General features: G+C 50.2%; 33 protein-coding genes. 6 read left to right on the top strand and 27 right to left on the bottom strand.

The window, feature by feature from the left end:
• Position 1: 1 nt before the first annotated feature.
• From ACJHYR_RS14595 to ACJHYR_RS14565, 7 genes are all read right to left on the bottom strand, one after another.
• On the bottom strand, positions 2–499 hold the full coding sequence (locus ACJHYR_RS14595) for a glycoside hydrolase family 104 protein (RefSeq protein ID WP_001144101.1): 498 nt from the start codon (positions 497–499) through the stop codon (positions 2–4).
• Positions 499–780 carry a phage holin family protein gene (locus ACJHYR_RS14590; protein WP_000123123.1) on the bottom strand — a complete coding sequence of 94 codons (282 nt, stop codon included), beginning with the start codon at positions 778–780 and terminating at the stop codon, positions 499–501. Before ACJHYR_RS14590 ends, ACJHYR_RS14595 begins: the two co-directional genes overlap by 1 nt.
• 3 nt (positions 781–783) lie before the next feature.
• Complete coding sequence (locus tag ACJHYR_RS14585) at positions 784–987, bottom strand: tail protein X (protein WP_021517614.1); 204 nt, start codon at positions 985–987, stop codon at positions 784–786.
• Positions 987–1496, bottom strand: coding sequence for a head completion/stabilization protein (locus tag ACJHYR_RS14580; RefSeq protein ID WP_059327995.1), 510 nt, complete (start codon positions 1494–1496; stop codon positions 987–989). Before ACJHYR_RS14580 ends, ACJHYR_RS14585 begins: the two co-directional genes overlap by 1 nt.
• Positions 1497–1595: 99 nt before the next feature.
• Positions 1596–2339 (bottom strand): terminase endonuclease subunit, encoded by a 744-nt coding sequence (locus ACJHYR_RS14575; protein ID WP_059327994.1) that lies wholly within the window; start codon positions 2337–2339, stop codon positions 1596–1598.
• Between the two features lie 3 nt (positions 2340–2342).
• Positions 2343–3416 carry a phage major capsid protein, P2 family gene (locus ACJHYR_RS14570; protein WP_059327993.1) on the bottom strand — a complete coding sequence of 358 codons (1074 nt, stop codon included), beginning with the start codon at positions 3414–3416 and terminating at the stop codon, positions 2343–2345.
• 58 nt (positions 3417–3474) lie between these two features.
• Entirely contained in the window at positions 3475–4329 is an 855-nt protein-coding gene (locus ACJHYR_RS14565) for a GPO family capsid scaffolding protein (protein WP_001512805.1), read from the bottom strand.
• Positions 4330–4502: 173 nt separating this feature from the next.
• Between ACJHYR_RS14565 and ACJHYR_RS14560 the strand changes: the two genes are divergently transcribed.
• The 3 genes from ACJHYR_RS14560 to ACJHYR_RS14550 all read left to right on the top strand — a co-directional run bounded on the left by ACJHYR_RS14560 (position 4503) and on the right by ACJHYR_RS14550 (position 8677).
• Positions 4503–6275: a terminase ATPase subunit family protein gene (locus tag ACJHYR_RS14560; RefSeq protein ID WP_059327992.1), complete on the top strand. Its 1773-nt coding sequence runs from the start codon at positions 4503–4505 to the stop codon at positions 6273–6275.
• On the top strand, positions 6275–7309 hold the full coding sequence (locus ACJHYR_RS14555) for a phage portal protein (RefSeq protein WP_000038164.1): 1035 nt from the start codon (positions 6275–6277) through the stop codon (positions 7307–7309). Before ACJHYR_RS14560 ends, ACJHYR_RS14555 begins: the two co-directional genes overlap by 1 nt.
• Before the next feature lie 426 nt (positions 7310–7735).
• Positions 7736–8677, top strand: coding sequence for a hypothetical protein (locus ACJHYR_RS14550; RefSeq protein ID WP_059327991.1), 942 nt, complete (start codon positions 7736–7738; stop codon positions 8675–8677).
• Positions 8678–8750: 73 nt separating this feature from the next.
• Here ACJHYR_RS14550 and ACJHYR_RS14545 read toward each other — a convergent pair whose 3' ends face one another.
• The 11 genes from ACJHYR_RS14545 to ACJHYR_RS14495 form a co-directional block, all read right to left on the bottom strand.
• On the bottom strand, positions 8751–8957 hold the full coding sequence (locus ACJHYR_RS14545) for a hypothetical protein (RefSeq protein ID WP_001620977.1): 207 nt from the start codon (positions 8955–8957) through the stop codon (positions 8751–8753).
• Positions 8957–9409 carry a DUF3850 domain-containing protein gene (locus ACJHYR_RS14540; RefSeq protein ID WP_024008673.1) on the bottom strand — a complete coding sequence of 151 codons (453 nt, stop codon included), beginning with the start codon at positions 9407–9409 and terminating at the stop codon, positions 8957–8959. Before ACJHYR_RS14540 ends, ACJHYR_RS14545 begins: the two co-directional genes overlap by 1 nt.
• A complete protein-coding gene (locus tag ACJHYR_RS14535) occupies positions 9388–11700 on the bottom strand; it encodes a replication endonuclease (RefSeq protein ID WP_332214327.1) in 2313 nt (770 codons plus the stop codon). Before ACJHYR_RS14535 ends, ACJHYR_RS14540 begins: the two co-directional genes overlap by 22 nt.
• Entirely contained in the window at positions 11697–12704 is a 1008-nt protein-coding gene (locus ACJHYR_RS14530; protein WP_001600141.1) for a phosphoadenosine phosphosulfate reductase family protein, read from the bottom strand. Before ACJHYR_RS14530 ends, ACJHYR_RS14535 begins: the two co-directional genes overlap by 4 nt.
• Positions 12701–12979, bottom strand: coding sequence for a DUF5405 family protein (locus ACJHYR_RS14525; protein ID WP_001538230.1), 279 nt, complete (start codon positions 12977–12979; stop codon positions 12701–12703). Before ACJHYR_RS14525 ends, ACJHYR_RS14530 begins: the two co-directional genes overlap by 4 nt.
• On the bottom strand, positions 12976–13200 hold the full coding sequence (locus ACJHYR_RS14520; RefSeq protein WP_001113163.1) for a TraR/DksA family transcriptional regulator: 225 nt from the start codon (positions 13198–13200) through the stop codon (positions 12976–12978). The genes ACJHYR_RS14525 and ACJHYR_RS14520 overlap by 4 nt, the downstream gene beginning before the upstream one ends.
• Entirely contained in the window at positions 13160–13501 is a 342-nt protein-coding gene (locus ACJHYR_RS14515; protein WP_086795373.1) for a DUF5405 family protein, read from the bottom strand. The genes ACJHYR_RS14520 and ACJHYR_RS14515 overlap by 41 nt, the downstream gene beginning before the upstream one ends.
• Positions 13501–13725, bottom strand: a complete 225-nt coding sequence (locus tag ACJHYR_RS14510; RefSeq protein ID WP_059327988.1) for a DUF2732 family protein — start codon at positions 13723–13725, stop codon at positions 13501–13503. The genes ACJHYR_RS14515 and ACJHYR_RS14510 overlap by 1 nt, the downstream gene beginning before the upstream one ends.
• Before the next feature lie 63 nt (positions 13726–13788).
• Entirely contained in the window at positions 13789–14289 is a 501-nt protein-coding gene (locus tag ACJHYR_RS14505; protein WP_000217677.1) for a hypothetical protein, read from the bottom strand.
• Positions 14286–14456 (bottom strand): hypothetical protein, encoded by a 171-nt coding sequence (locus ACJHYR_RS14500; protein WP_001005162.1) that lies wholly within the window; start codon positions 14454–14456, stop codon positions 14286–14288. The genes ACJHYR_RS14505 and ACJHYR_RS14500 overlap by 4 nt, the downstream gene beginning before the upstream one ends.
• A gap of 10 nt (positions 14457–14466) precedes the next feature.
• Complete coding sequence (locus tag ACJHYR_RS14495; RefSeq protein WP_001081582.1) at positions 14467–14742, bottom strand: regulatory phage cox family protein; 276 nt, start codon at positions 14740–14742, stop codon at positions 14467–14469.
• A 121-nt stretch (positions 14743–14863) separates the two neighbouring features.
• On the opposite strand from ACJHYR_RS14495, the gene ACJHYR_RS14490 reads away from it, so the two are divergent.
• Positions 14864–15163 carry a helix-turn-helix domain-containing protein gene (locus ACJHYR_RS14490; protein WP_000020919.1) on the top strand — a complete coding sequence of 100 codons (300 nt, stop codon included), beginning with the start codon at positions 14864–14866 and terminating at the stop codon, positions 15161–15163.
• A gap of 115 nt (positions 15164–15278) precedes the next feature.
• The gene (locus ACJHYR_RS14485; protein WP_000985261.1) at positions 15279–16292 is read left to right on the top strand and encodes a site-specific integrase; all 1014 of its coding nucleotides are present in this window, start codon (positions 15279–15281) and stop codon (positions 16290–16292) included.
• 264 nt (positions 16293–16556) lie between these two features.
• On the opposite strand, the gene yegR is transcribed toward ACJHYR_RS14485, so the two are convergent.
• Positions 16557–16874 (bottom strand): protein YegR, encoded by a 318-nt coding sequence (gene yegR, locus ACJHYR_RS14480; protein ID WP_001303579.1) that lies wholly within the window; start codon positions 16872–16874, stop codon positions 16557–16559.
• Positions 16875–17288: 414 nt separating this feature from the next.
• Here yegR and yegS point away from each other — a divergent pair, with 414 nt between their 5' ends.
• A complete protein-coding gene (gene yegS, locus ACJHYR_RS14475) occupies positions 17289–18188 on the top strand; it encodes a lipid kinase YegS (RefSeq protein ID WP_000807371.1) in 900 nt (299 codons plus the stop codon).
• A gap of 81 nt (positions 18189–18269) precedes the next feature.
• Here yegS and ACJHYR_RS14470 read toward each other — a convergent pair whose 3' ends face one another.
• From ACJHYR_RS14470 to fbaB, 8 genes are all read right to left on the bottom strand, one after another.
• Positions 18270–19043, bottom strand: a complete 774-nt coding sequence (locus tag ACJHYR_RS14470; protein WP_001295426.1) for a DeoR/GlpR family DNA-binding transcription regulator — start codon at positions 19041–19043, stop codon at positions 18270–18272.
• Positions 19044–19148: 105 nt separating this feature from the next.
• A complete protein-coding gene (gene gatD, locus ACJHYR_RS14465; RefSeq protein ID WP_000844192.1) occupies positions 19149–20189 on the bottom strand; it encodes a galactitol-1-phosphate 5-dehydrogenase in 1041 nt (346 codons plus the stop codon).
• 47 nt (positions 20190–20236) lie between these two features.
• Complete coding sequence (locus ACJHYR_RS14460; protein WP_000490663.1) at positions 20237–21592, bottom strand: PTS galactitol transporter subunit IIC; 1356 nt, start codon at positions 21590–21592, stop codon at positions 20237–20239.
• Between the two features lie 3 nt (positions 21593–21595).
• Positions 21596–21880, bottom strand: a complete 285-nt coding sequence (gatB, locus tag ACJHYR_RS14455) for a PTS galactitol transporter subunit IIB (protein ID WP_000823282.1) — start codon at positions 21878–21880, stop codon at positions 21596–21598.
• 30 nt (positions 21881–21910) lie between these two features.
• Positions 21911–22363, bottom strand: a complete 453-nt coding sequence (gatA, locus tag ACJHYR_RS14450) for a PTS galactitol transporter subunit IIA (RefSeq protein WP_000182900.1) — start codon at positions 22361–22363, stop codon at positions 21911–21913.
• A 9-nt stretch (positions 22364–22372) separates the two neighbouring features.
• A complete protein-coding gene (gene gatZ, locus ACJHYR_RS14445; protein ID WP_000853852.1) occupies positions 22373–23635 on the bottom strand; it encodes a tagatose-bisphosphate aldolase subunit GatZ in 1263 nt (420 codons plus the stop codon).
• A gap of 28 nt (positions 23636–23663) precedes the next feature.
• Entirely contained in the window at positions 23664–24518 is an 855-nt protein-coding gene (gene gatY, locus ACJHYR_RS14440) for a tagatose-bisphosphate aldolase subunit GatY (RefSeq protein WP_001306380.1), read from the bottom strand.
• Positions 24519–24745: 227 nt separating this feature from the next.
• The gene (gene fbaB / locus ACJHYR_RS14435; RefSeq protein ID WP_000129551.1) at positions 24746–25798 is read right to left on the bottom strand and encodes a class I fructose-bisphosphate aldolase; all 1053 of its coding nucleotides are present in this window, start codon (positions 25796–25798) and stop codon (positions 24746–24748) included.
• Between the last annotated feature and the right edge of the window lie 94 nt (positions 25799–25892).

Raw genomic sequence — 25892 nt, 5'->3', positions numbered from 1 at the left:
TTTAAGCCGGTACGCCGCCGGCGGTACGCCAGACGGTGACCAGTTTTTCCAGTGAATGCTCACGCTGACCGTAACCGGCACCCGGCAGGGACGCCCAGATATTGCGACAGCGTGAAATGGCGCGCTCAATGCGTCCCGCCCGGATGTCATCCAGTGCACCGCGTTCGCGGATCAACTGAATGGCGAGTCTGTCCTGTGACAACGGACTGAAATCCGGCAGGGCAAGCTGTTTGCGGTAATGCGGCCAGAACAGGTAAAGCTGCTGATAGCGACCGGAGGCCGTGGATTTTTCACCGCGACGGTTAAACACCTTCGCCGGTCGGCCATGTGCGAACGGGTGGTCACTGTAGTCGGTGAAAATTTCCGGCTTTCCGTCCAGTCCGGTAACTATCACGTCATAGCCCCGGTTTTTCGTCAGCGGATGATTCGCCGTCCCTTCGGACACGGCCAGCATGTCGAGAAAGGCGGCGATATTCTGATGCGTGTTAATTACCGGCATTACGGTTTCCCCCTGCCCTTAAAGCGGCGCTGAATGGCAATCTCAATCACCTGATAACCGGCGATACCCAGCATGGAACCGATGCCGCACACCGCAGGCAGTGACAGGTCAGGAAACTGCACCAGAACAACACCGGCAACCATCGAGACAAAACCGCCGAGCAACATGCGCCCGATAAACAGACGCGGGGTGATGGGTTCACCACCGGCAAGCACCTTGCCGACAACAATCAGCACCCCAATCATGAAAAGCGACAGGACGCTTTTTTCTTCTGCTGTCATGCGTTACTCCCACAGATTGACAGTTTCAGCCACGGGCGCGGTCTGAACGTCGGGCAGTTCGACGGCGGTGCCGTGTGGCAGCACCGCCCCCAGTTCAGCCAGTCCCGGATTTGCGGCGAGCACGGCCCCGACCACGCCCTCAGTGCGCCCGTAATAGCGGACACAAATGGCGTCGAGCGTGTCGCCCTGTAGCGCAAAGGTCTTCATCAGATTTGACTCACGATGCAGCGCGGCTTGTCCTGGATGCGCGCCACTGCCCAGCGCATATCCCGCCACAGCTCATCAATGGTGCTGTCAATGCTGTCGGCCTTCTTGTCGCCTTTCGCACTGGCATCCACACCGCGATAACGTTCATAAAGCGACGCGGTCGCCATCGCACACACGGCGCGCTCGTAGTAAAAAAGTTTGATGCTTTCACCGTCGATGTCGTCCGCCGGGACGTCCGCCAGACGCGTAAAACCGGCGGCAATTTTCTGTTCGCGGTACTCGTACAGCTCCGCATTCGTCTCCGCCATGCCTGACTTGATGGCCTCACGCAGACGGGCGGGGGCGACGGTCTGCTCAAGGCGCATACGTTCCCGGACGCGCTTCGGGTCGATATCGGGAAAAAAGAACGTGTTTTTAATCACCGGCTCGTCGCCTGCCGGTTGCGGGATGACCACCGTACCCTCACCGGACACGGGAGCCTCCTTTCGCGGAATAATCAGCGTCATCATGACTACCTCTGAAAAGTCGGGCGGTGGACGCCGGTGCAGTGTCAGGTGATTCACCCTCACTGACCGGCGTGCCGCCCTGGCGCGGGGCGCATTCGGTTGTTAACTGGCTTTCTCTTTCGGGCGTCCACGTTTTGCCGGTGTCACGCTCCGGGTCTTACGCGGGGTACGGGTGGCCGCTTTGGGCTGCGGCTCCGGCTTCGGTTTCAGCTCCCGCTCCAGTCGTTCAATCTCTTTTTTGACGCCTGCCTGACAGTCGAGCTGTGTCGCACGTTGCAGGTGCGCCAGCGCACCGGCGGCATCACCAGCGTCACGCAGAAACAGACCGGTGATTTTGTGCAGCTTTGCGCGCACTTCATCAGGCATGTCAGCAGCGGCAGTCAGTTCAAGGGTCTCCGTCAGCAGGCGGGTATCCACAGACTCACCGGCCGCGTGGGCGCGCATGGCCGCAAGCGCCACCTCCTCGGTGAACATGTACGGCGGGGTGCGGCGGTGTTTACCCGGCATGGTCAGACCGTACTTCAGGGCATAACGGGCAATCTCCAGCGCACCGGCAATATCGCCGGTATCCAGACGCCACAGCATGACCGTCATCAGAATGTCATCCTGTGCGCCTTTGCCCTGCTCCAGCACGCCGTTCACCCACGGCAACCAGAACGGCAGCAGTTCGCGCTTTTTCGCGGCCTTCAGCTCTTTTGAATAAATCGCTTTCAGTGTGCGCTGGTCTGCGGCCAGCTTGACCAGCATCTGCTCATAGACAGTTGCATGTCGCAGCGGGGCGGCTTCCCGCTGCGCGGTCATCGCTGCCGAGACCCGCATCATGTGGCGCTGTGCGGGACTCGTCATCGGTTACGCTCCCGGCTCTGCGGTCGCTTTAGCCGGTGTGGAGAAATCACCGACCTTAATTTTTTCCACCAGACAACCGGCGGCGTAGTCCTCCACCACGTAATCAATGTTCATTGACTCGTAGTTCTCCACGCGGTCGAGTTTCGGGTTTTCCTCAATCACGCGGCGATGGCTGTCATCCATGTAGTAGATGGACAGGTTTTCCAGCTTCGTGATGAGCATCGCATCCGCCGGGAAGTACGGGACGCGTACCGCTGGCAGGTTGCCGATGCGTTTCTGGCTGATGATGACGTCAGCGGCCAGCATTTCGCTGTTGTCCTGCTCCCTGTTGACGATGGGGAAATACTTGTCCGCCAGTAGCTGGCGACCCACAATCACCACAAGGTCAGGGTCTTCCTGATACCACGGCTCAATCAGGTTGTTGGTCGCATCCATCACCAGTGCGTCAAGGCTGGCATAATCACCGCCCTTACCCACGCGGATAACCTCAGAGGTGGTGCGGCCTTCCTCGTCAGTGACCTTACTCATCACACGCGCCGGGGCTTCATTGCGGTATTTCTGCAGCCAGCCGACCGCCACATCCTGCAGCATCGGATTGCTGCTGCGGTCAGAGGTTTCGGCACGCTTCACGCCGTTAAAACCGGCCATGATTAAATCAAGGGACTGACGTTTGATAATGGCGTTACGGACACGGAGCTGGAAATCCTGATAACGCGCCCACAGGTCAAGCGTTTTGTAGCGAATATAAAAATCGAAGTTAATCTGGTCGCATTCGTACTTACTGGACGCCAGCTTCGAGAAGTCCTTCGGCTGACGCTCGGTGCCACCGGCGGTGTCGGTGGTGCTGGCGATGGAGCCGGTGACACCGATACCAATTTTTTCCCCTTTCATTTCGCTGACCGGCACAATGTTGATGCGGGTCAGAAAGTCAGAGGACTCCTGCATGGTGTTCATCAGGGTCTGGGTGACCGACGGTTCAACGGTGAATTTTTTCGACACATCACCGGCGTCGATGCCGTTCAGCTCGGCAACACGGGACAGGTAGGCATTAAATTTAAAGCGGGTTTCCTGGCGCATAGTTTTTCCTGAAATTAAGGGTTAATCGTGAAGGTTTTCCCGGACTGACTGACGCCGGTCAGCAGTTCGTCATCAGGGCGTCACCGCCACCGCCGGTGGCCTTGCTGCGGCGCTGCTGGGTCAGACTTTCGGTGTGGTCGAGACTGTTTTTCAGGCGGGTGAATGCCTGGCTGGTTTCATCCGCCCTGTCAGCTACATCCTGCTTAAGTGCGGAAAAGGCGGTTTCCATCTCTGCGAGGCGCTGCTCAGTGGCACTCAGTTTTTCCTGCACATGTTCAGCAACAGCGGTCACCGCTTCATGCACGTCATTCAGACGGGCGTCATCGCTGGCCTGTTTGCGGCCAAAAATGGATTTCACCTTTTCGGTCAGGGCGGTGAACACGGTTTCAGGCAGGTCTTCAAATTCCAGCTCAACAGGCGTTGCCACTGAAATCAGGTTTTCAGGGCTTAATTTGAAGCGGTTCAGGGGGTTGTGTTTTGCCGTGCGGCAGAATTCCAGGTATTCCGTGCCGAGGCTTGCCGGGTCATCGGTGACGGCCAGACCCACCAGATAACATTTGCCGGTATTGGCAAAGTTCGGCTGAATTTCCATTGAGGTATAGACCTTCTGCGCGGCCTTGTTCATCGCGATAAGGTCATCGGTCGGGGTGATTTTCGCAAACAGCGCCCATTTGCCTTTCAGCGCCGAATCATCGTCAATCTTTTCGGCCTTCAGTTCGGCCACATCGCCATAACGCTTAAAAATACCGTCAGGCAGGATGCCGCGCAGATGTTCCAGGTTAATGCGGCAACCATAGACTCGCGGGTCAAAGGTTTCGGCCATTTCCTGAATATCCTGCGCACTGATGACACGCCCGTCACAGGTGTCACCCTCAACGCCGATACGAAAGAATTTTGAGACTTTTTTTGCCATTGTCAGGAGTCCTGAATAGTGATTAGAGGAGTCACATGTCGGCATCAGTTTCCCGACGATGCGCATCCTCCGCCATCAGTCCCGGATGGCTTATCACTGACACAACAGCACCTTAGCGAATCGCGGGGCGCGACTCAGTAGCCTTGCCGTGTATTCATCACGGCGAGGTATTCATGACCATCACCACAGACACCACTCTTTTACACGACCCGCGTCGTCAGGCGGCGCTGCTGTACTGGCAGGGATTTTCCGTGCCGCAGATTGCCGCCATGTTGCAGATGAAACGCCCGACGGTGCAGAGCTGGAAACAGCGCGACGGCTGGAACAGCGTTGCCCCCATCAGCCGTGTCGAAATGAGTCTGGAAGCGCGGCTGACCCAGCTCATCATCAAACCGCAGAAAACCGGCGGTGACTTCAAGGAAATTGACCTGCTCGGACGCCAGATTGAACGACTGGCACGGGTCAACCGTTACAGTCAGACCGGCAACGAGGCAGACCTTAATCCGAACGTCGCTAACCGCAACAAAGGCGGGCGTCGCAAACCGAAAAAGAATTTTTTCAGTGACGAGGCCATCGAAAAGCTGGAGCAGATTTTCTTTGAGCAGTCTTTCGAATATCAGTTGCACTGGTATCGCGCCGGGCTTGAGCACCGCATCCGCGATATCCTGAAATCCCGCCAGATTGGCGCGACGTTTTATTTTTCCCGCGAGGCGCTGCTGCGCGCCCTGAAAACCGGTCATAACCAGATTTTTCTGTCGGCCAGTAAAACGCAGGCGTATGTGTTCCGTGAATACATCATCGCCTTTGCCCGGCTGGTTGACGTTGACCTGACCGGTGACCCGATTGTCCTGGGCAATAACGGCGCAAAACTGATTTTTCTCGGCACCAACTCCAACACCGCACAGAGCCATAACGGCGACCTGTACGTCGACGAGATTTTCTGGATCCCGAATTTTCAGGTACTGCGTAAGGTGGCATCAGGTATGGCCTCACAGAGTCACCTGCGCTCAACCTATTTCTCCACCCCGTCCACGCTGGCGCACGACGCCTACCCGTTCTGGTCGGGTGAACTGTTCAACCGGGGACGCGCCAGCGCCGCCGAACGCGTGGAAATCGACGTCAGTCATAACGCCCTTGCCGGTGGGCTTCTCTGTGCGGACGGTCAGTGGCGGCAGATTGTCACCATTGAGGACGCGCTGAAAGGCGGCTGCACGCTGTTCGACATTGAGCAGCTTAAACGCGAAAACAGCGCCGACGATTTTAAAAACCTGTTCATGTGTGAATTTGTTGACGACAAAGCGTCGGTATTCCCGTTCGAGGAGCTGCAACGCTGCATGGTCGACACGCTGGAAGAATGGGAAGACTATGCGCCGTTTGCAGCCAATCCGTTCGGCTCCCGTCCGGTATGGATTGGTTACGACCCGTCACACCGTGGCGACAGTGCCGGATGCGTGGTGCTGGCACCGCCGGTGGTGGCCGGTGGCAAATTCAGAATACTTGAGCGTCACCAGTGGAAAGGCATGGACTTTGCCACTCAGGCGGAATCCATCCGCAAACTCACCGAAAAATACAACGTCGAATACATCGGAATTGATGCCACCGGCCTCGGTGTCGGCGTGTTCCAGCTCGTGCGCTCGTTCTATCCCGCCGCGCGCGACATCCGCTACACGCCGGAAATGAAAACCGCAATGGTGCTCAAGGCAAAAGACGTTATCCGTCGTGGCTGTCTGGAATATGACGTCAGCGCCACCGACATCACCAGCTCGTTTATGGCTATCCGCAAGACCATGACCAGCAGCGGACGCAGCGCCACCTATGAGGCCAGCCGCAGCGAGGAAGCCAGCCACGCCGACCTCGCCTGGGCGACCATGCACGCCCTGTTAAATGAGCCACTCACCGCCGGTATCAGCACCCCGCTGACATCCACCATTCTGGAGTTTTACTGATGAGCAAGAAAAAAGGGAAAACACCGCAACCTGCGGCAAAAAAAATGACCGCCAGCGCCCCGAAAATGGAGGCATTCACCTTTGGTGAGCCGGTGCCGGTACTCGACCGCCGTGACATTCTGGATTACGTCGAATGCATCAGTAACGGCAGATGGTATGAGCCACCGGTCAGCTTTACCGGTCTGGCAAAAAGCCTGCGTGCTGCCGTGCATCACAGCTCACCGATTTACGTTAAACGCAATATTCTGGCCTCGACATTTATCCCGCATCCGTGGCTTTCCCAGCAGGATTTCAGCCGCTTTGTGCTGGATTTTCTGGTGTTCGGTAATGCGTTTCTGGAAAAGCGTTACAGCACCACCGGTAAGGTCATCAGACTGGAAACCTCACCGGCAAAATATACCCGCCGTGGCGTGGAGGAGGATGTTTACTGGTGGGTGCCGTCCTTCAACGAACCGACAGCCTTCACGCCCGGTTCCGTGTTTCACCTGCTGGAGCCGGATATTAATCAGGAGCTGTACGGCCTGCCGGAATATCTCAGCGCCCTTAACTCTGCCTGGCTGAATGAGTCAGCCACGCTGTTCCGCCGCAAGTATTACGAAAACGGCGCTCATGCCGGATACATCATGTACGTCACCGATGCCGTGCAGGATCGCAACGATATCGAAATGCTTCGCGAAAACATGGTCAAGTCGAAAGGCCGCAATAACTTTAAAAATCTGTTTCTCTATGCCCCGCAGGGGAAAGCCGACGGCATTAAAATTATCCCCCTCAGTGAAGTGGCGACGAAGGACGATTTTTTTAATATCAAAAAAGCCAGCGCCGCAGACCTGCTGGACGCGCACCGCATCCCCTTTCAGTTGATGGGCGGCAAGCCGGAGAACGTCGGGTCGCTGGGTGATATTGAGAAAGTGGCAAAGGTCTTTGTCCGCAATGAGCTTATCCCGCTACAGGACAGGATCCGCGAGATAAACGGCTGGCTCGGTCAGGAGGTCATCCGCTTTAAAAACTACTCACTGGACACTGACAACGGCTGAACATCGCCGCCTGCGGGCGGCTTTTTTACATCCCTTAATCACGCCCTCACACGCTCACCACCGCACAAAACACCCCGCAGACACACCAGCGCCTCAACGGGCAGACTAAGCGCCGTCACGACGCGCTGAGACGCTGAAAAAATAAAATCAGCACCACCGCCAGCGCGCAGTGCTTTCCCCGCCTCGCCCGCCCGCTTCATGGGGCGGTTTTAATGCAGTTGCATAGATACTATGGATCCGCACCAGTCCTGACCGCACGCAGCCTGAACGGACATCCCCGACGCATGCAAAAACATTCACTTGTTGCATGCAACGGCTTATTTAATGACAAATCAACTTAAATTTACAAAATCCACAGGTATGGATACTTTGCGAACATGATAGGCTTACGAGAATTATCGTGCCTGTTTTTGAACGGAGAAAGTTATGCAAGGTGAAGTTGATGAACAGCAACTAAATGAGATTATTTCGGAGTTTGGATACTATCCAGTAGAAGTTAACATTGAGACTGAACAATTTTCTTTGCGTACTTTACCCGGTCTTATTGAGAAAGTGGAACGTATTAACAATGATAAAAACGTTGTTAATGGTTGGATATACCCTGGGAATCGAAAGGTATATAACCTTAATGGTGACACATACACAATGCCTTATAGTTACCGAGTATTCGGCATGCCCAAAACGCACACACTAAAATTAAAAAACACATCCTCGTTAGAAACTCTCAACTTTGTTGTGTGGTGCCTCTCTTTTTTCAAGGGTATAAGATTGACAACCACTGACGCTGGTTTTCTTGATGCAACCACTATCAAGCCCACTAAGTTAACTGACTTTATTCTCGTTGGATGCTCTGAAAAAGAAGTAATAGAGCTAGCACTTAACTATATAAAAGACAAACAAAAAGATGAACGCTCCATTAAAAGAATAGCTGCGGTGATACACTCCCTATTCCTATCACATAACCCACTATACCTTTCCTTTGAGAAATTCCAGTATCTTTATATGGCTCTTGATTGCTGTTTTGCTATAGCATGGGATGAAAGGGATAAAGTCATTAAAGAGAAAAAACCATCTCATCAAAATAGAGTATATTGGATGTGCGAAAATTACGGTGTAAAAATCCCGTCATGGGCAACAGATGAATGTAATGTTTCAGTTATACGCAATGATAATTTTCATGAAGCCATTTTTAATGGGCAACCGCTTGGTTTCTCTAGTATCAATGATTGTCAATATGGTAGCGATATATTGCTACAAATGCAGGCTCTGGTATGTCGTCTACTAGCGGCAATACTCTCTGTAAATGATCGTAAATATATCGCATCTACAATCAGCTCGATAGAGTACCATTCATTAAAATTAACTTAATGCTAACGCCTCACTTCGCTCGTTGTTCAACCCCGCCAGCCCTGAAAACAAGTTTCACGACTGGCGGCGTTCTCTATCGTCTGCGTGGTGGTGGCGCAACTCTGGACTGACCGATATAGTTAAACCGCCCGTAATTATCCCGGACTATTTCGGCACACCCGACCAGCTCGTCAGGCGTCAGATTTTCGTTGACCATAATCTGCTGTAGACGGTGAACAATAGCCATCAGCTTGATATTTTTAGTGTTATGTTGCGGTATCTCGCCTGGTATTCCGTGCATTATCCAAGCCACCCGTTTTGCTTTGCACTCTCAATCTGTTCATCTGAATAGTTCCATGCTCCATCCGTGGCAACCATTGCCCCGCCAGACATCCCCGTCTCTGGTTCATACATAACAGCAAGGCCGAGCTGATGCATAATTTCATGATTAATTCTGAATACCAGACCACGCTCACTAAGTTCTTTCCAGTTCACAATCTCATATGCGCTTGTATTAAGCAGCTCAATACTTAGCAAGACATAATCTTCCAGCCAGTCTGACAGGTCAGTAACATCTGTTATCCGGGCTTCAACCTTTCGCCCCGTAAACACACCCTGCACCCATTCATGCAAAATCAGCGTGTCCCCGCGCTCATAATTACGGTCATTTTTCCGAAACTCTGCACGTTTCTTTCCTTCCAGCACAAGGTCGAAATATTTTGCGTGCAGCTTTACCTCGTGAATTTTTGCCATGATGTCCACTCCATTACTGTTGAGAATCCCGGCCACTCATCAGTGACCGGATACGTGAATTTTTTCCCGTCATAATTTACGGTCGCGCCACGCGCCAGCGCCTCAAGTTCCCATCGCTGAGGCCAGATGCCGTTCTGAGCAAGGTCAACACGGATACGGGTAATTTGCATACGCTCCGACCGGGTCAGCCTGGCCGATGGCGCTATTTCATTCGGTTTTAACGGACTTCCGTTTCTTTGCTGACGGTTTGGTGTTCTCAGGCCGTGTTTTAATGCGCCCCTGAGCGCCCTCACGACCTCCGGGTCATTCCATTCGATAACACCGTCATCAACCAGATTAAGCACGGCTGCGGCGTGCTCAGAAGGTGTGGGAGCCGGTAACGAAGTATCACCACCGGTGAGCTTTCCACAGTTATTGACAGGACTCCGAGGCGCGGCGATGCCGCTTATTAAAGTCAAAGGCTCAACGACCGGAACTTTCGGCACAATGCGCCAGTCCGTCGTTCTGGTGATATGAATATGACGCGCGCCGAGATGCGGCGCGTAAATGCCGACCACTCTCTCGACTTCTTCCTCATACTCGTTAACGTCATCCGACGGGCTACGGGCGACCCTGACAGTCTGACAATCGCGCGGGACATTTGCCCCACCCTGCGCGCTGATATACAACGCAAAATCACCACTGTCTGCGGCGGCGCGTGCAGCCTCGACGCGTTCGTCAAACTCATCAGCAATGCTGACGCCGTGAGGCAATTTGCGTAGTTCACGGTAAGCCCCCATTGTCGGCAGGCCAGCCGTTTTAAATTGCGGAATGCGCCACGTTGACGCCCATGCGGTAACAGCCGCAGCAGTATCTTTCAGCGGCCTGCCAGTATCGTTATCGAGCTGACCATCCAGTGCATAGCCGTCGATGTTTTTTGAGATGTATTTCGCGATATATCCCGCAGCACCGCCCCGGTTAAGGTGCTTTGCCTGAAAACGGTTTCGCGCAGCGCCTCTTTCGTCACTATCCTCTTTGAGCGCATAGCGACGCATGATTTCGATAATCTGGTTACGCTGGCATGGATTACAAAAAAGCATCATATGCCAGTGCGGCGTTCCGTCGTGGTGTGGCTCGACGACACGCAAACCGTAGACCTGTAAATCATTATCCTTGAATGCCGTGCGCATCAGGCTCCAGATACGGCAGAGATAACGCTGCGCATCCTTTGGATTAAATGCCTCATCGTTCCAGCCGTGATTAAGCTGAACGGTTTTACTTTCGCCTTTTCCGACCTGACGTGTCGGGTGATACTTTGACGGCGCGGTCAGCGTGATAAACATCCCCACATCACCCTCTGCGGCGGCGTAACGCTCAATACCGGCAATGGTGTTCATCAGCTCCATCCGGCGAATTTCAGGATTAGAAATACTGCCCATCACCTTACTGATAAGGTCGATGCGCTCGCCGGTTTCCCTGTTTTCAAGGTCACACGATTTAAGAAATTCCAGATTTGCCTGGCGGCGCGCACGCACATCACGAATGGCATGTTTACTGGCATAAGGAGAACGGTCTTTATTGACCTCCCCGACAGCTATCAGTAACGCTTCATGCCAGCGCATACGCTGGCCTTTAAGCTGATGAGTCCACCACTCATCGTTAAACAGACGGGCAATGGCAGAATATGCCTGCCTCGTGGTCATCTGTCCTTTACGGTATTTTTTCCAGTAAAGCGGGGAAATATTGAAAGCACGTGCAGCGCCAGCAACATGACCATACAGATGCGCCTGCGCCTCATCCGTAAACAGCGATTCTTTTTCGCCATGCGCATCCACCCAGGCATCGCAGAGTTCCTCATACATCATGAAAAGCTGCGATGAGATACGGGCGGCAAACTTTTTCAGCTCCTTGTCATTCATCCCCGGCAGACGCGCATAGTGGTCACGCTCAGCCAGAAACAGCATCGACGCGTCGGTGTTCATTTCATGGCGCTGATTCACACGCTCAATGCGCGGCCATAAACGACGCTGAAAAGTGGATGTGAGGAAATAAAACCCGTGCACCGGGCTTTTATTGCGCCGGATGTAGTCATAGCGTGACGTAAACAGCGAGCGCAAAAAGTAAGGCAGGCGGTTAATCGTGGATAAAACACCTTGCACCTGACGCATCTCGTCACGTGTAAGGGGTCTTTCGCGCCCGACAGCCTCGCGTGGCGCGTTCCATGCATAAGCACCGGTAAACGCCTTACCGGTGCCTGCGGCAAACGCAGACGGAGGTACGCAGGTGTATTGCTCCTGGAAAGAATGACTCATTCACATACACCGGCATAGACACTACTGCAAACGGCTTTATCATTCGCCGAAGCCAGTAAATCAAACTGAGTACCCCCACGCGTTGTCATTGTCCAGTCATGGTAGGTTTCTATTCCGTATGCCTCGACTGTTACAATCTCAATACGACGTTCTGCGCGTAGCGGATCATGTGTGGATGGGAAAAAAGTGGAATTTCCCCGACGGGAGCACGACGCAACCAGTCGTTCCCATTCAGCAACCCGTTTTATTTCCTCCGGCCACCGGCGAAAAATTTCTGCCAGTTCAGATTTACGGACATGAATACATGGCATACAACCAACACGGCCACACCCCTGCTGATATAACGGATTTGGCTTAATGTCATGTCTTCTGGCTATTGCAAATACATCTTCATGCTTCCAGTGCAAAATCGGGCGATATACATGCAATCCGGGGGTGTTGTCTGCATCCTCTTCCCAGACAGGTAAAGCAGCGCGTGATGGCGATTCCTGAGCACGCACTCCCTGCCAGCTAATCACTTCCTCAAATTCATTGAGTAAAGGCAATATTACCTGAGAACGCACGGGCTCATGTTTCAGTTCAAATGTGCAAAATCTGGCTTTGGTTGATGGGAAACGCCCCTTCCACAGACACAAATCAAGAAACGGGATACCCGTTGGTTTGAGAATTTCCAGCGCACAACTGATGCGCTGGTGCGCTTCTTCTTCCGACATTCCACAATCGTTAACCAACAAATCAGGCCATTTGGTCTGGATAAACTTGCGCTTTGATTCAATCCGGCAGGAAAAATCAGCCCTGACCCTTTTAATTGGGCCAAGCCGTTTTTCCAGATAATCCAGATATTTCATTGTCTGTGGATGTTCATGTCCCGTATCAGCAAAAACCGGCAATATGGGTACATTTTCTTCAATAGCGACAAGCCACTGAGCAAGGCTGTCCTTTCCACCTGAAACAAAAATAACATTGATGGTATTTTCAGTATGGCAACGAGCATCAGTAATCATTCAGACGCTCCTCTGGAGAACGCCTCTGAACAACGCTTGCTGAGTTGCTCAACCTGCGTGTTTAAATCAGCAAAAGACTTTGCGCTTCCGGTCAGAATATCGTGATGCATCAGGCCGGAAACGAGCTGGCTTAATTTCGGATAATAACCAACCACCGCCAGCCATTCCTGACCGGCGTTTTTACCGCTTTCCGCTCTCTTTTTCTCGTGGAGAATAAACTGAAAGCTGTCACTGGTAACGACATAACGTTCGCCAATTTCAATACGAATACTCATGCCATTCTCCGGTAATGCTTGTTTTTTGCTTCAAAGACTGACTGGCAGGAAACACAACGCGTGGCTGACGGATAAGCTGCACGACGGGCAGCAGGTATTGGCGCGTCACACTCTTCGCAAACCAGCGCAGAAACACCGCAATGTTTTACCCTTGCCGCGTTAATCTGGCGCTCCAGTAATTCAGCCTGTTGTTCCTGAATAAAATCTATGTTGTCCGGCATTACCAGCTCCTTTGTCGTTCAGTTTCTTAAATTCATCAGCGCAATAGCTGGCGATTTCTGTCGTTAATTTTGTCAGTTCATCCACGGATGAAATTTGCCTGTGGAATACAGCGCGTTTAACAAGTAAATTGACCACATCAGACAGGAGGTTTAATTCATTCTGATAAATCGCGATAACAGATTCAGTTATGTCGCGTTTTTCTTTATCAAGGCAAAGTTGAATAAGAGACAAATCGCCATTTTTCATAACGGCGATTTTTAAGGCGTTATTCAGTAATACAACTGAATGAGAACAGGACATCAAAGCACCTCCCCGCGAGACAATCCGATATTGTGAAATTTTTCCGACTCCTGACTGAGCAGCTCGACTATCTCCACACGGGATAACTCCGCCTTTGTGATGTGGCGAATCATGGCGTCAAGATGAGAAGAAAAGCGCGTCGCTGCATCGGCCTGTGCTTCGGTTCTGGCCTGTTGCAGCAGTAATGTGTATTTACCACACTTGTTTTCAGAAACTGTATGCATGACTTTCTCCAGGCAAAAAGAAGCCCCGCACAATTAAGTGCGTTAAAAACTCTGGTTAATTACTTAATGCAGATATTGCTCTGGTTTTACCGACGTCAGAATTGTCGGTGCATACTCAAACAGGCTGAATAATTCACGTAATGCACGGAATAAGGCATCACGCCAGTAACATGATTCTTCATTAATTCGCCAGTATGGCTGGTTGAATTCTTTTTCAGTCAATCCGGCATGCATAAATAAAGTACGGCGCTGACTGACAGTTAAAAAGCTAATATATGCATACTCACTTGCACCGACCTGACGGCGTTTTGAGAATGCCCCACGCAGTTCATCAATTGCACAAACCAGCCGTTCACGTTCGACGTCGTTCATTTCTTCAAAACGCATCGTTGCGTGACGCTGTTTTAACTGCGCATGGAAGCAAACCGTTAGCCGTTCGCGTTCCATCATCTGATTATAATAATCGCATGTCTCCTGCCAGCGAGGGACGGCCAGATGCTTACCAATTATCCGGCGCATAGCTGCTGGCTGTTTTTCAACGAGATTGAGCGTCATCACTGTCATTTCCAGACCCTCCGGCTTTTCAGAAAGGTCAGAGCCTTTTTTAGCGGACTCTGTTTTTTGGTGCGGATAATGATTCCCTTACGCCCCTTACCGTGGGTGATGGTGAAGTCAATCGCCCTGGGGCTTTCGTTACGCAATAACTGAGCAATACAACGAGGCTCATTCATACGGTTCTCCTTAACGTGGTTCACCGAGACCTAACCACATCAACCAGCCGTCACGAATCTCTTTAGGACGGCTTTCATAAGCCAGTTTTAGTCCGTTATTCCATGCCGGAAGGTATACCCAATATTCACCAGCACGCCCCGATACTGACTGAGGGTCAGTAATCTCAATAACTGGTAATTTCCCTTTCTCAATCATGCCCCTTACAGCTCTTGGAGTTTTACCAATGAGTTTTGCAAACTCCTGATAAGGCACGGCATCAGTCACGCTTACAAGCTGTCTATTCATCTGCTACGATTCTCCCTTAGTGCTTCTAATGGCTCCTAATGGCTAATTATTGCCTAAAAGGATAACTCCAGAAGCACAACATTTCACACTATAAGCAAGAAATTACGCAATCGGAGTAATTATGTCAATAGACGTTTCGGAGAAGTTGAAGCTAATCCGTGAATCTGAAAGGTTAAACCGTAAAGAATTCAGTGAATTAACTGGTGTAGCCTACAGCTCACTTTCGAGCTATGAGAGCCGGTCAAAAAACGCTGGAGTTGAAGCCATAATGAAGGTCTTACAACATCCCAGATTTACTAAATATACTTTGTGGTTCATGACTGATCAGGTAGCTCCAGAAGCCGGGCAAATTGCGCCCGCTCTCGCACACTTTGGGCAAAACGAAACAACGTCGCCCCACTCCGGTCAAAAGACTGGTTAACAATTTATCGTGAATATATTCATCACAAGTGCCTACTATTGGTGGCTAAATTTCAGCCACCACGAAAAAAGCGATTAGTAGTAGCAAAAAAAAGTACCACTCGGAGGGTTTTCTGATGGCAATCAAAAAACTCGATGATGGTCGATATGAAGTGGACATCCGCCCTACTGGACGTAACGGAAAACGCATCCGTAGGAAGTTTGATAAGAAAAGCGAAGCTGTCGCTTTCGAAAAATACACGTTGTACAACCACCACAATAAAGAATGGCTATCAAAACCAACAGACAAACGACGTCTGTCGGAACTGACACAGATCTGGTGGGATTTAAAGGGTAAACACGAAGAGCATGGGAAATCTAATCTTGGAAAAATTGAAATCTTCACAAAAATAACGAATGACCCATGCGCATTTCAAATCACGAAATCCCTTATCAGCCAGTACTGCGCCACCCGAAGAAGTCAGGGTATTAAACCTTCGAGTATCAATCGTGATTTAACATGTATTAGCGGCATGTTTACAGCCCTGATTGAAGCGGAGTTATTCTTTGGTGAGCACCCTATCAGAGGGACAAAGAGGCTTAAGGAGGAAAAACCAGAAACAGGCTATCTCACACAGGAAGAAATTGCCTTACTGCTTGCAGCACTTGACGGCGACAACAAAAAGATTGCGATTCTTTGCCTGAGTACAGGAGCACGTTGGGGAGAAGCAGCTCGTTTGAAAGCAGAAAATATCATCCATAACCGCGTCACGTTTGTTAAAACGAAAACAAACAAACCACGCACCGTCCCGATCTCAGAGGCTGTTGCCAAAATGATCGCGGATAACAAACGAGGTTTTTTATTCCCTGATGCTGATTACCCTCGCTTCAGACGAACAATGAAAGCAATAAAACCGGATTTGCCAACGGGGCAAGCCACACATGCACTAAGGCACAGCTTTGCCACTCATTTCATGATTAATGGAGGAAGTATTATCACGCTACAACGGATACTAGGTCACACGCGGATTGAGCAAACTATGGTTTACGCTCATTTTGCGCCAGAGTACCTTCAGGACGCCATTTCTCTTAATCCGCTAAGAGGTGGTACTGAAGCCGAGAGTGTCCACACAGTGTCCACAGTAGAGTAACGTTTAAGGGCTTTCAGTGGTAATTTATGCCGCTCAAACCCGCATTGTACCGTTGAAAGCCCCTACTGGTGACACCCTAAATCTCCCTTACACGGGCTTATTTTTTATGCATAAGCCCTATCCCTGGTCACCATCTTCCATTGACCACATCGATAGAATCTCCCTTCATAGCACGATGCCTTTCACGTAACGGCATCGTGCTCGCACAGGTTCCGGCTACGCACAGCCAGAACGCGCATGTTTGACGCTTACCAAAAAATATTCTCACTCTCCACATTTGAATGTCAGACGAGCGACGCCATGTAATCCTGCACCTTCTGTCTTCAGGTCAACTATCTGCATTTTTTTGCCCTGAGTAACACAGAAATGAGCTGCATCATTTTTTACTATATTTTCTGCACCAGAAATTCTGCCCCTGGCTAAAGAAGCTTCGGCTTCGGTGTAGTATTGGTTATCGAGTTTACGCTGAATATTACTTTTATATGCAAGACCAAATTTACCGATACTTGTCTCATCATTATGTACAGCACACCCAGACATAAGAAAAACACTAATTAATGATATAGCAGCTATCTTTTTCATCTTACCTTCCCCCATTAAATACCAACGACACGCTCTGGTGTTAAAATATAATAATGGCATGATTATTATAATTGAATAGGATTATAATAAATGTTCTGTACAACATTTCCTACATAAGTAGGAATTACATACACGGAGGCCCTTCCGGGTAACCCCATGGGGGGGTTAATATATTTTTAATAGTATATTGAAGATGCCACTGTTTAGTTGAATATTAGGTATATGCTCTTTTTTGAAATTTACCTATGGCTACCGTTAACATTCACTGTCCCCATTGCAAGCTCCTGGTGGTAACCACTGAATCCTCCATACTTGAACTGATTTTTTATCCTCCGACTTTCATCCTGTTCTGACTCCACCTTTTCTTTTCTGCTCTACACTATCTACAGACCAATCATAAAGGCACATACGATCATGGCAGAATTTCCCGCCAGCTTACTGATTCTTAATGGCAAAAGTACTGACAATTTACCATTGCGCGAAGCAATTATGTTGTTGCGTGAGGAAGGAATGACGATCCATGTGCGGGTCACCTGGGAGAAAGGCGATGCCGCACGATATGTAGAGGAGGCCCGGAAGTTGGGCGTCGCAACGGTGATTGCCGGTGGTGGCGATGGCACCATTAATGAAGTTTCTACGGCGTTGATTCAGTGTGAGGGGGATGACATACCCGCGCTAGGAATTTTGCCATTAGGAACCGCCAATGATTTTGCCACCAGTGTAAGGATTCCTGAGGCACTGGATAAGGCGCTGAAACTGGCAATTGCCGGTGACGCCATTGCGATAGATATGGCGCAGGTCAACAAACAAACCTGTTTTATTAATATGGCGACAGGCGGATTTGGGACGCGTATTACCACAGAAACGCCGGAAAAATTAAAAGCCGCGCTGGGTGGCGTCTCTTACATCATTCATGGCTTAATGCGCATGGATACTCTGCAACCGGACCGTTGTGAGATCCGCGGTGAAAACTTTCACTGGCAAGGTGACGCCCTGGTCATTGGTATTGGTAACGGGCGTCAGGCCGGTGGCGGTCAGCAATTGTGCCCGAACGCGTTAATTAACGATGGCTTACTGCAACTGCGCATTTTTACCGGCGATGAAATTCTTCCGGCTCTCGTATCAACATTAAAATCTGACGAAGATAACCCGAATATTATCGAAGGCGCTTCGTCGTGGTTTGATATACAAGCCCCACACGAAATCACTTTTAATCTTGATGGCGAACCGTTGAGCGGACAAAACTTTCATATTGAAATACTTCCGGCGGCGTTGCGTTGTCGATTACCACCAGATTGCCCATTGTTGCGTTAATCACACTATTCTCTCTTGAACCAGGGAGAATCCGTAATGCCGGATGCGGTGTAAAAACTTTATCCGGCATACAGAGCAATACTACACCGTAATTAATTTCACCCGTGTCTTCTGCAATGCCAGTTTATCCACCTCTGACACGGCATCATCGGTAATAATAATGTCAATTTTTTCGATTGGCAGTACCTGATTAAAACCGCGACGATTAAATTTCGATGAATCGAGAACGGCAATCACTTTATTTGCGGCTGTAACCATCGCCCCGCTAATCGAATAACCTTCATTAAAGGTCGTAATACCATTAACCGCATCAATACCATCAGCACCGACAAACATTAAATCGGCATTAATATCCTGCAATGAACGCTCGGCAATGGAACCATGCATCGAGCGTGTTTTATGGCGGACGGTCCCACCACAGACGACCAGAGTAATGTCTTTATTTTCGGAAAGGGCAAATGCTGCCGGGAGACTGTTGGTAATCACCGTGATATTTTTGGCGGTCATTAATCCTTCGGCGATAAGCATTGTCGTACTTCCGCTGTCGAGAATAACGGTCATCCCTTCGTGGATCATTTTGACTGCCGCTTGCGCTATTCTGTTTTTTGGCGCACTGGCGAGCTGAAATCGCTCTTTAAACCCAACTTCCTGGGTCTCGGTTTCACTATTACCGGACATTATTTTCGCCGCACCGCCATGAAAGCGCGTAACCACGCCTTTTTGTTCGAGAAAGCGCAAATCGGCACGGATTGTCGCTTCCGAGGCAGCAAATACTCCCGCCAGATCCTGAACAAGCACGGTTCCCTGTTCATTCACTAATTGGATGATCTTATTCCTTCGCTCGAATGAATTCATCGTCATTTACCCATATTCAATTGTGGCTAGTGTAAACGAAGGGGGACCATTGGTGAATGATCTGTTTTGCACAATACCGGGCCAGCATCACGCTGGCCCGCGGTTTCAGGGAATGAGCAATACTTTGCCCGGCATAGCATTACGAGCGATGTCACGCACCGCCTGGGCGAAGCTTTCAAAGCTTCCACGGTGAGCGATTAATGGCTCCAGGCTTAACTTACGTTCTGTCAGCAACCGGCTCGCCGTTTCCCACTCCTGCCCCGGCCAAGGGCTGGAGTAGTTCATCCAACTGCCGATAACCGTCAGCTCTTTACGTAATATTTTGCCAAACGTTGCCGATGTTAAATGCAAATCCTGATGCAACGTGCCCACCAGCGCCAGCTGGGCATGAGGCCCGGCAATCTCTACCGCCAGTTCGACGGTTTGCGGGACGCCAGCCGTCTCGAGGATAAGCTGATTAAAGCGCAGCTCGCGTAAAACGCCCTGCATTTGCGGCGCGCTCATTTCAAGGCTGTTAAATGTTTGCATCGCACCGAAAGATTTTGCCAGTGCCAGTTTTTCTGAGCTAATGTCGATAGCCGTCACACTCTTTGCTCCCAGCGCGACAGCGCACTGAATAGCCAGCAGGCCAATGGTTCCGGCACCAATAATAATAACGTTTTTATTCTCACAACCTTGCGCTAAATGAAAAGCATGCAGGCCAACGGTAATCGGCTCAATAAAAGCCCCATCCTCAATAGACATATCCGTGGGTAGAGCAAAGACATTTTTTCGCTTAACGACAATATATTCAGCAAATCCACCATCACGCCGCGAGCCAATAAAATCATATTTTGCGCACTGGGAATAAAACCCTTTCAAACACTCTGGACAAGTAAAACAGGGTAATAACGGCACACAGGCAACCGCATCGCCAGGGTGTAAATCATCAACACCGGATCCCACCGCATCAATATAGCCGCTAAATTCATGGCCTAACGTTATTGGATAATAATGTGCACCATTTTTAAATATCCTGGGTAAATCGGAACCACATAAGCCCGAGCTGGCAATTTTTACCCGTACCTCATCCTGATGTTTAATTTCAGGAATGACGCTTTCTGCAATGCGCACGATACCATCAGTATCATTCACCACTGATTTCATAAAAACTCCTGATTGTTAAGGGGGATTACCTCCCCCTCAGGTAAAAATTATTCTGCGAGAACGGCTTTCTCTTGTTTAATAAAACCACGCGCTCTACGCCAGGTCATGAAAATACCGGTCAGATAAATTGCGCCGATAATAATGAAACCGGGAATATTTTGCGGGGAGAAAACCTGAATCAGTAACCAGGTAATGGGAGAACCGCCCTGATCCATTGAAGCCACCATACCCCCGGCTTTTAACGCCCCAGCATTAGCCGCCAGTTGGGTGTGCAAACCAATAGTTTGCGTCGCGATCCACAGGGTGATGCTCATAATGATGACACCCGAGATTAAGGTGCGGAACAGATTTCCACGATGCACGGCAACTGCCATCGCCACAAAGAAGCCGATAGTTGCAAGATCGCCAAACGGCAGCACCTGATTACCCGGCACACAAACAGCAATTAAAATGGTGAGCGGGATAAAAATCAGGCTTGCCGATACCACCGCCGTATGCCCCAGCAGTAATGCCGGATCCAGGCCAATCAGGAACTCCTGACCACCGAACTTCGCCTGCAAACGGCTACGCGCCTGCTTCGCAATAGGTGTTAAGCCATCCATGATGGGTTTAATCACTCGTGGCATCAGCAGCATAACTGCCGCCGTTTTTACCGCCAGCTGCAATACACCTTTGACATCGTAACCCGCGAGGATGCCGATAATCAGCCCCATCACAAAACCCACGGTGACAGGTTCGCCAAATGGGCCAAACTTGCGCTGAATATCATCGGCACTAAATTTAATTCGGTTAACGCCTGGGATTTTCTCAATGATAGCATCGACCAGCACCGCAATCGGCCCCAGATACGCCGACGTACCGTGCGGAATAGCAATGCCTTCCAGCTCAAAGAAATTTCGGGTATCGCGGGCAAACCAGTCGCCGAGCTTATAAACAAACGCCGCGTGAATTACCACACCCGCCATCCCTATCATCCATGAACCGGTTGCCAGATGCAGCAACGCGCCGGTGAAGGTCATATGCCAGATATTCCAGATATCAACATTTACCACCCGCGTCATACGGGTCAGTAACATCGCCACGTTAACCAGAATCGCAATCGGAATCGCCACCAGCGCAATTTGCGACGCCCAGGTCATTGGTGAAGAGCCCGGCCAGCCGACATCGACCACATGCAGATTCAGGTCGAAATTTTCCGCCATCGCTTTCGCCGCCGGACCAATGGAATCCAGCATTAAGCCAATCACAAGGCCAATGCCAACAAAGCCAATCCCGATATGCAGACCCGCTTTAAAGCAATCGCCTGCCTTCATGCCTAATATTTTAGAAAAAATAATGATGACAATCGGCAGCATCACCGTAGGGCCGAGGTCGAGAATATAACGCATGACTTCTGAAAACATAGGTCACCCCTGTAAGATAGTCAGAATTTTATTTTGTAATGCTTCGATACCGACACCAGAAACAAAAGGCATGCCGTGAACTAACGGAATATCGCCAAAACTACGGTCAACTTTGGCGGTAGTACATATCAAATGCACGCCATCCATATAGGTCTCTATTTCATTAACCCGACACTGGATTAATTCAACAGGAATATTATGACTCTGACACAACTCTTTAATTTCTTCCGCCGCCATCGTAGAGGTCGCAACCGCGCCTCCGCAAGCGACAATAATCTTGCGTTTCATAAATAGTCCTTTTTATTGTTACAGAGGGATTTATTCGTCTGAATCTAAAACATACTTTGTGAAGTATTCCTTTAACTGAGTTTCAGGAAGAGTAATTAGTGTCTCGACGATCTCGGGCTGTTGTAACTTGCCAAATAAACAGCGTAAAAGTTTCAATTGCTGCTGCGGATTTTCCACAATCAACGCAATAACCAACGATACCGCCACGTCATTATCATCATCCGCTTGCTGAAAATGAACTTTATTTGTTGGCCTTAACAGATAAATGGCTGACGACTTAGCATGAATCGCCTCACAATGCGGTATTGCAATGGCGTGCTGCTCAAGCATTATCCCGGTAGGGAATTCTGCTTCTCTGGCAATTAATGCCTGTGGCCAGGTATCATGAACCACACCTTTCGCGAGCATCTCATTACCGATATGGGTTAAAACTTCGCTACGATCGACAAAAGAAATTCCGCTACGAACAAACAGGTTAGTCATATACCGTCCTTATTCCGCACAGCCGTAGCGATAGGCGCGCAAAACATCATAAATTTTATCCATAATCAACTGATGCGGTATTGCTGATAATTCCCCGGACTGAATGCGTTCAAATTGTTTAGGAAGATACTGACTAATCATGCCCAGAGGGATTTCCATGCCTTCCAGATTCACCATCATCGTTTCGACGCTATTTTTAATCCGACTATGCGGCCAGTAATAACGAATACGATCCGACAGGCTGTAACGAATATCCAGTAATGAATCGTTAAAACCCGGGCGATAATATTTCTTCCAGTACTGCGGTTCGTCGAGCATCACTTCTTCAATTACAGCCAGGCAACCGCTGCGATTTTCGGGGGCGATAAGTTCCTGCTCAATTTGTGCCAACGCAAATATCGCCTCACGTAAAGCAAAGGTTAATGCGGGACCGACTTTCAATATTGCAAAGTGATCGCGGACTAATTCCCAATAAGCCGTCCGGGTCTGGTAATCGGTAGAATGTGCTTCATAAACCATTCGGGTGTTTTCTATCCATTGCGCCAGCGGCTGTGCTTCCTGCGGCTGATAATGGATAATATTGCTGTGATCAAATTCCACGCCTGGCTGCACCACAATGGCAATCACGCGTGTTAACGCCTCTGCCAGCCCACGGGCAATAAAGGCCTTTTGATGCGTACGTAAAGTATTGGCGGCATCTTCAACATGGGTGATGTGTACTGACTGAATGGCGCTGGCCTCACCGCCCGGAACCGGCACTTCGGTGCCAATGACATAGCTCAGTTGCTCACGCTGGCAATCTGTCGCCACACTTTCCGCAGCAAAGCAAAGCACAGCAGCTCGTTCCGCAACCGTTTCTGGTGCTAACGGTATGGGATCCCCCGCGCAGGACATTGACGCATCAAGATGAATTTTACTGAAGCCGGCACGAACATATGCCTTTACCAGCTCGACGGATTTTTCCATCGCCGCATCCGCATTTTCTTGCTGCCAGCAGTTTGGCCCCAGATGGTCGCCGCCGAGAATAATGCGTTCGCGCGCAAACCCAACTCTATCGGCAATCGCAAAAACAAATTCGCGAAAGTCCGCCGGTGTCATGCCGGTATAACCGCCAAATTGATTGACCTGGTTTGACGTTGCTTCAATCAGCACTTTGCGCGTGCTGTTGCGATCAAATGCCAGCGCCGCTTCGATAACCAACGGATGGGCAGAACAGACTGAACATATGCCAATATGTTCACCAGCTTTATGCCGGGCAATTAACGTTTTCATGTTTTTTCCTTGTTAAATGGCAGGTGCGTTATGCCCTGCCCTCGCAGCCACAATCGGCAATCACTTTGCTCACCACATCGCGCATTGCGGATTTAGCCGACTGCAAATAATCCCGGGGATCGGTCGCTTCGGGGTGCTCGGTCAGGTAATTTTTTAACGCCTGCGAGAAGGCATTTTTCAGCTCCGTTGCAACGTTGATTTTGCATATCCCCAGTTTGATGGTTTGCTGAATATCCTTAGTCGATAACCCTGACGCGCCATGCAGCACCAGCGGTAAGTTCACCCACTGGCGAATGTTCTCCAGTCGAGAAAAATCAAGCACCGGTGCGCTGGCATACATACCATGAGCCGTGCCGATGGCGACCGCCAGGGAATCAATCCCGGTTGCCTCGGCAAATTCACGCGCCTGAACAGGGTTGGTGTACAACGCATCGGCTTCATTGACTTGCACATCATCTTCCTGGCCGCCAAGTTGCCCCAGCTCCGCTTCGACGCTGACATCAAAGCGATGGCAAAAATCCACCACCTCTTTGACCCGTGAAATATTTTGCGCAAAAGGCAAATGCGAGGCGTCAATCATGACTGAGCGCACGCCAGAACGAACCTTCTGAGCGATATCGTCAAATTTCGTGTGATGGTCGAGATGAATTGCCAGTGGATGGTGATATTGCTTCGCCATCGCGCTGACCAGCGCCAACAGATTTTCTGTACCAGCATGAGTAAATGTGCCAGGCGTTCCGGCGATGATGACCGGTGCATGCAGGTTGGCAGCGGTTTCTACCACCACTTGCATCGTTTCGAGATTGTGAATATTGAATGCCGGAACCGCATAACCGCCGCGCTGTGCGTTGTTCAGCATCTGCTTTGTCGATACCACGTACATTTTCATATCCTGTCGTTTACTTTCGATTTCAAAACATAATGAAATGATTTGTTTTCAAATGTCGAGATAATGATCACAAAAACGACAATTCGAAAATTAATCAGAATGACAGGCAAAAAAACGGCCTCCCGATAGGGAAGCCGTAGCAAAGTGCGCGTGTTTTTATGCCGGATGCGACGTAAACGCCTTTTCCGTCATACGTGGTAGTGCTGTTCGTATAAGGCGTATCAGGCAATAGTAATTTTGCTATCGAGATAAACGTCCTGCACGGCGTTAATCAGTTTCACGCCGTCAGCCATCGATTTCTTGAACGCCTTACGTCCAAGAATCAGCCCCATTCCGCCTGCGCGTTTGTTGATAACCGCAGTACGCACTGCATCGCTGAGGTCAGTTTCACCGCCTGCAGCACCGCCGGAGTTTATCAACCCTGCGCGGCCCATATAGCAGTTAGCTAACTGATAACGCACCAGATCAATCGGGTTTTCGCTGGTCAACTTGCTGTACACGCGATCGTCGGTATAACCGTAATTAATCGCTTTATAGCCGCCGTTATTTTCCGCCATTTTTTGTTTAACGATATCTGCACCTATGGTCGCCGCCAGATGGTTTGCCTGACCGGTCAGGTCGGCGGAAACATGGTAATCAACGCCATCTTTCTTAAAGGCGGAGTTACGCAAATAGGCCCACAGCACTGTCACCATGCCCAGCTCGTGCGCACGTTCAAAAGCCGCAGAAATTTCTTCAATCTGGCGACGTGACTCTTCCGAACCAAAATAGATAGTCGCACCAACCGCCACCGCGCCCATGTTGAAGGCCTGCTCCACGCTGGCATACAGCGTTTGATCGTAGGTATTCGGGTAACTTAGCGTCTCGTTGTGATTAAGTTTGACGAGGAATGGAATGCGATGCGCGTAACGCCGCGATACCGATGCCAGCACGCCGTAAGTTGACGCCACACAGTTACAGCCCGCTTCGATCGCCAGTTCAACAATGTTTTTCGGGTCAAAGTAGAGCGGGTTAGCGGCAAATGAAGCTCCGGCAGAGTGCTCAACGCCCTGGTCAACCGGCAGAATAGAAAGATATCCTGTGCCAGCCAGACGCCCGGTGTTGTACAACGTCTGCATATTACGTAACACCGCTGGCGGGCGATTATTGTCAATCATCACGCGGTCTACGTAGTCATGTCCGGGGAGATAAAGCTGGTCAGAAGGAATAGTCATACAACGGTGCTGTAAAAGGTTGTCGGCGTCTTTGCCAAGCAACTGCGCAATATCTGTCATTACTATGCTCCCGTAAATTCCGATTGGATATCGGCTATGGATTGTCCTGGCCCGCCTTTTGCGGGCAATCATAATCCTGGTCGTTACAGGCGAG

The organism is Escherichia sp. WS1450 (assembly GCF_046487395.1).
In the GTDB taxonomy this organism is placed as follows: Bacteria; Pseudomonadota; Gammaproteobacteria; order Enterobacterales; family Enterobacteriaceae; genus Escherichia; species Escherichia coli.
The sequence above is the reverse complement of the archived record's forward strand: the minus strand, read 5'-3'. Positions and strand labels throughout refer to the sequence as shown.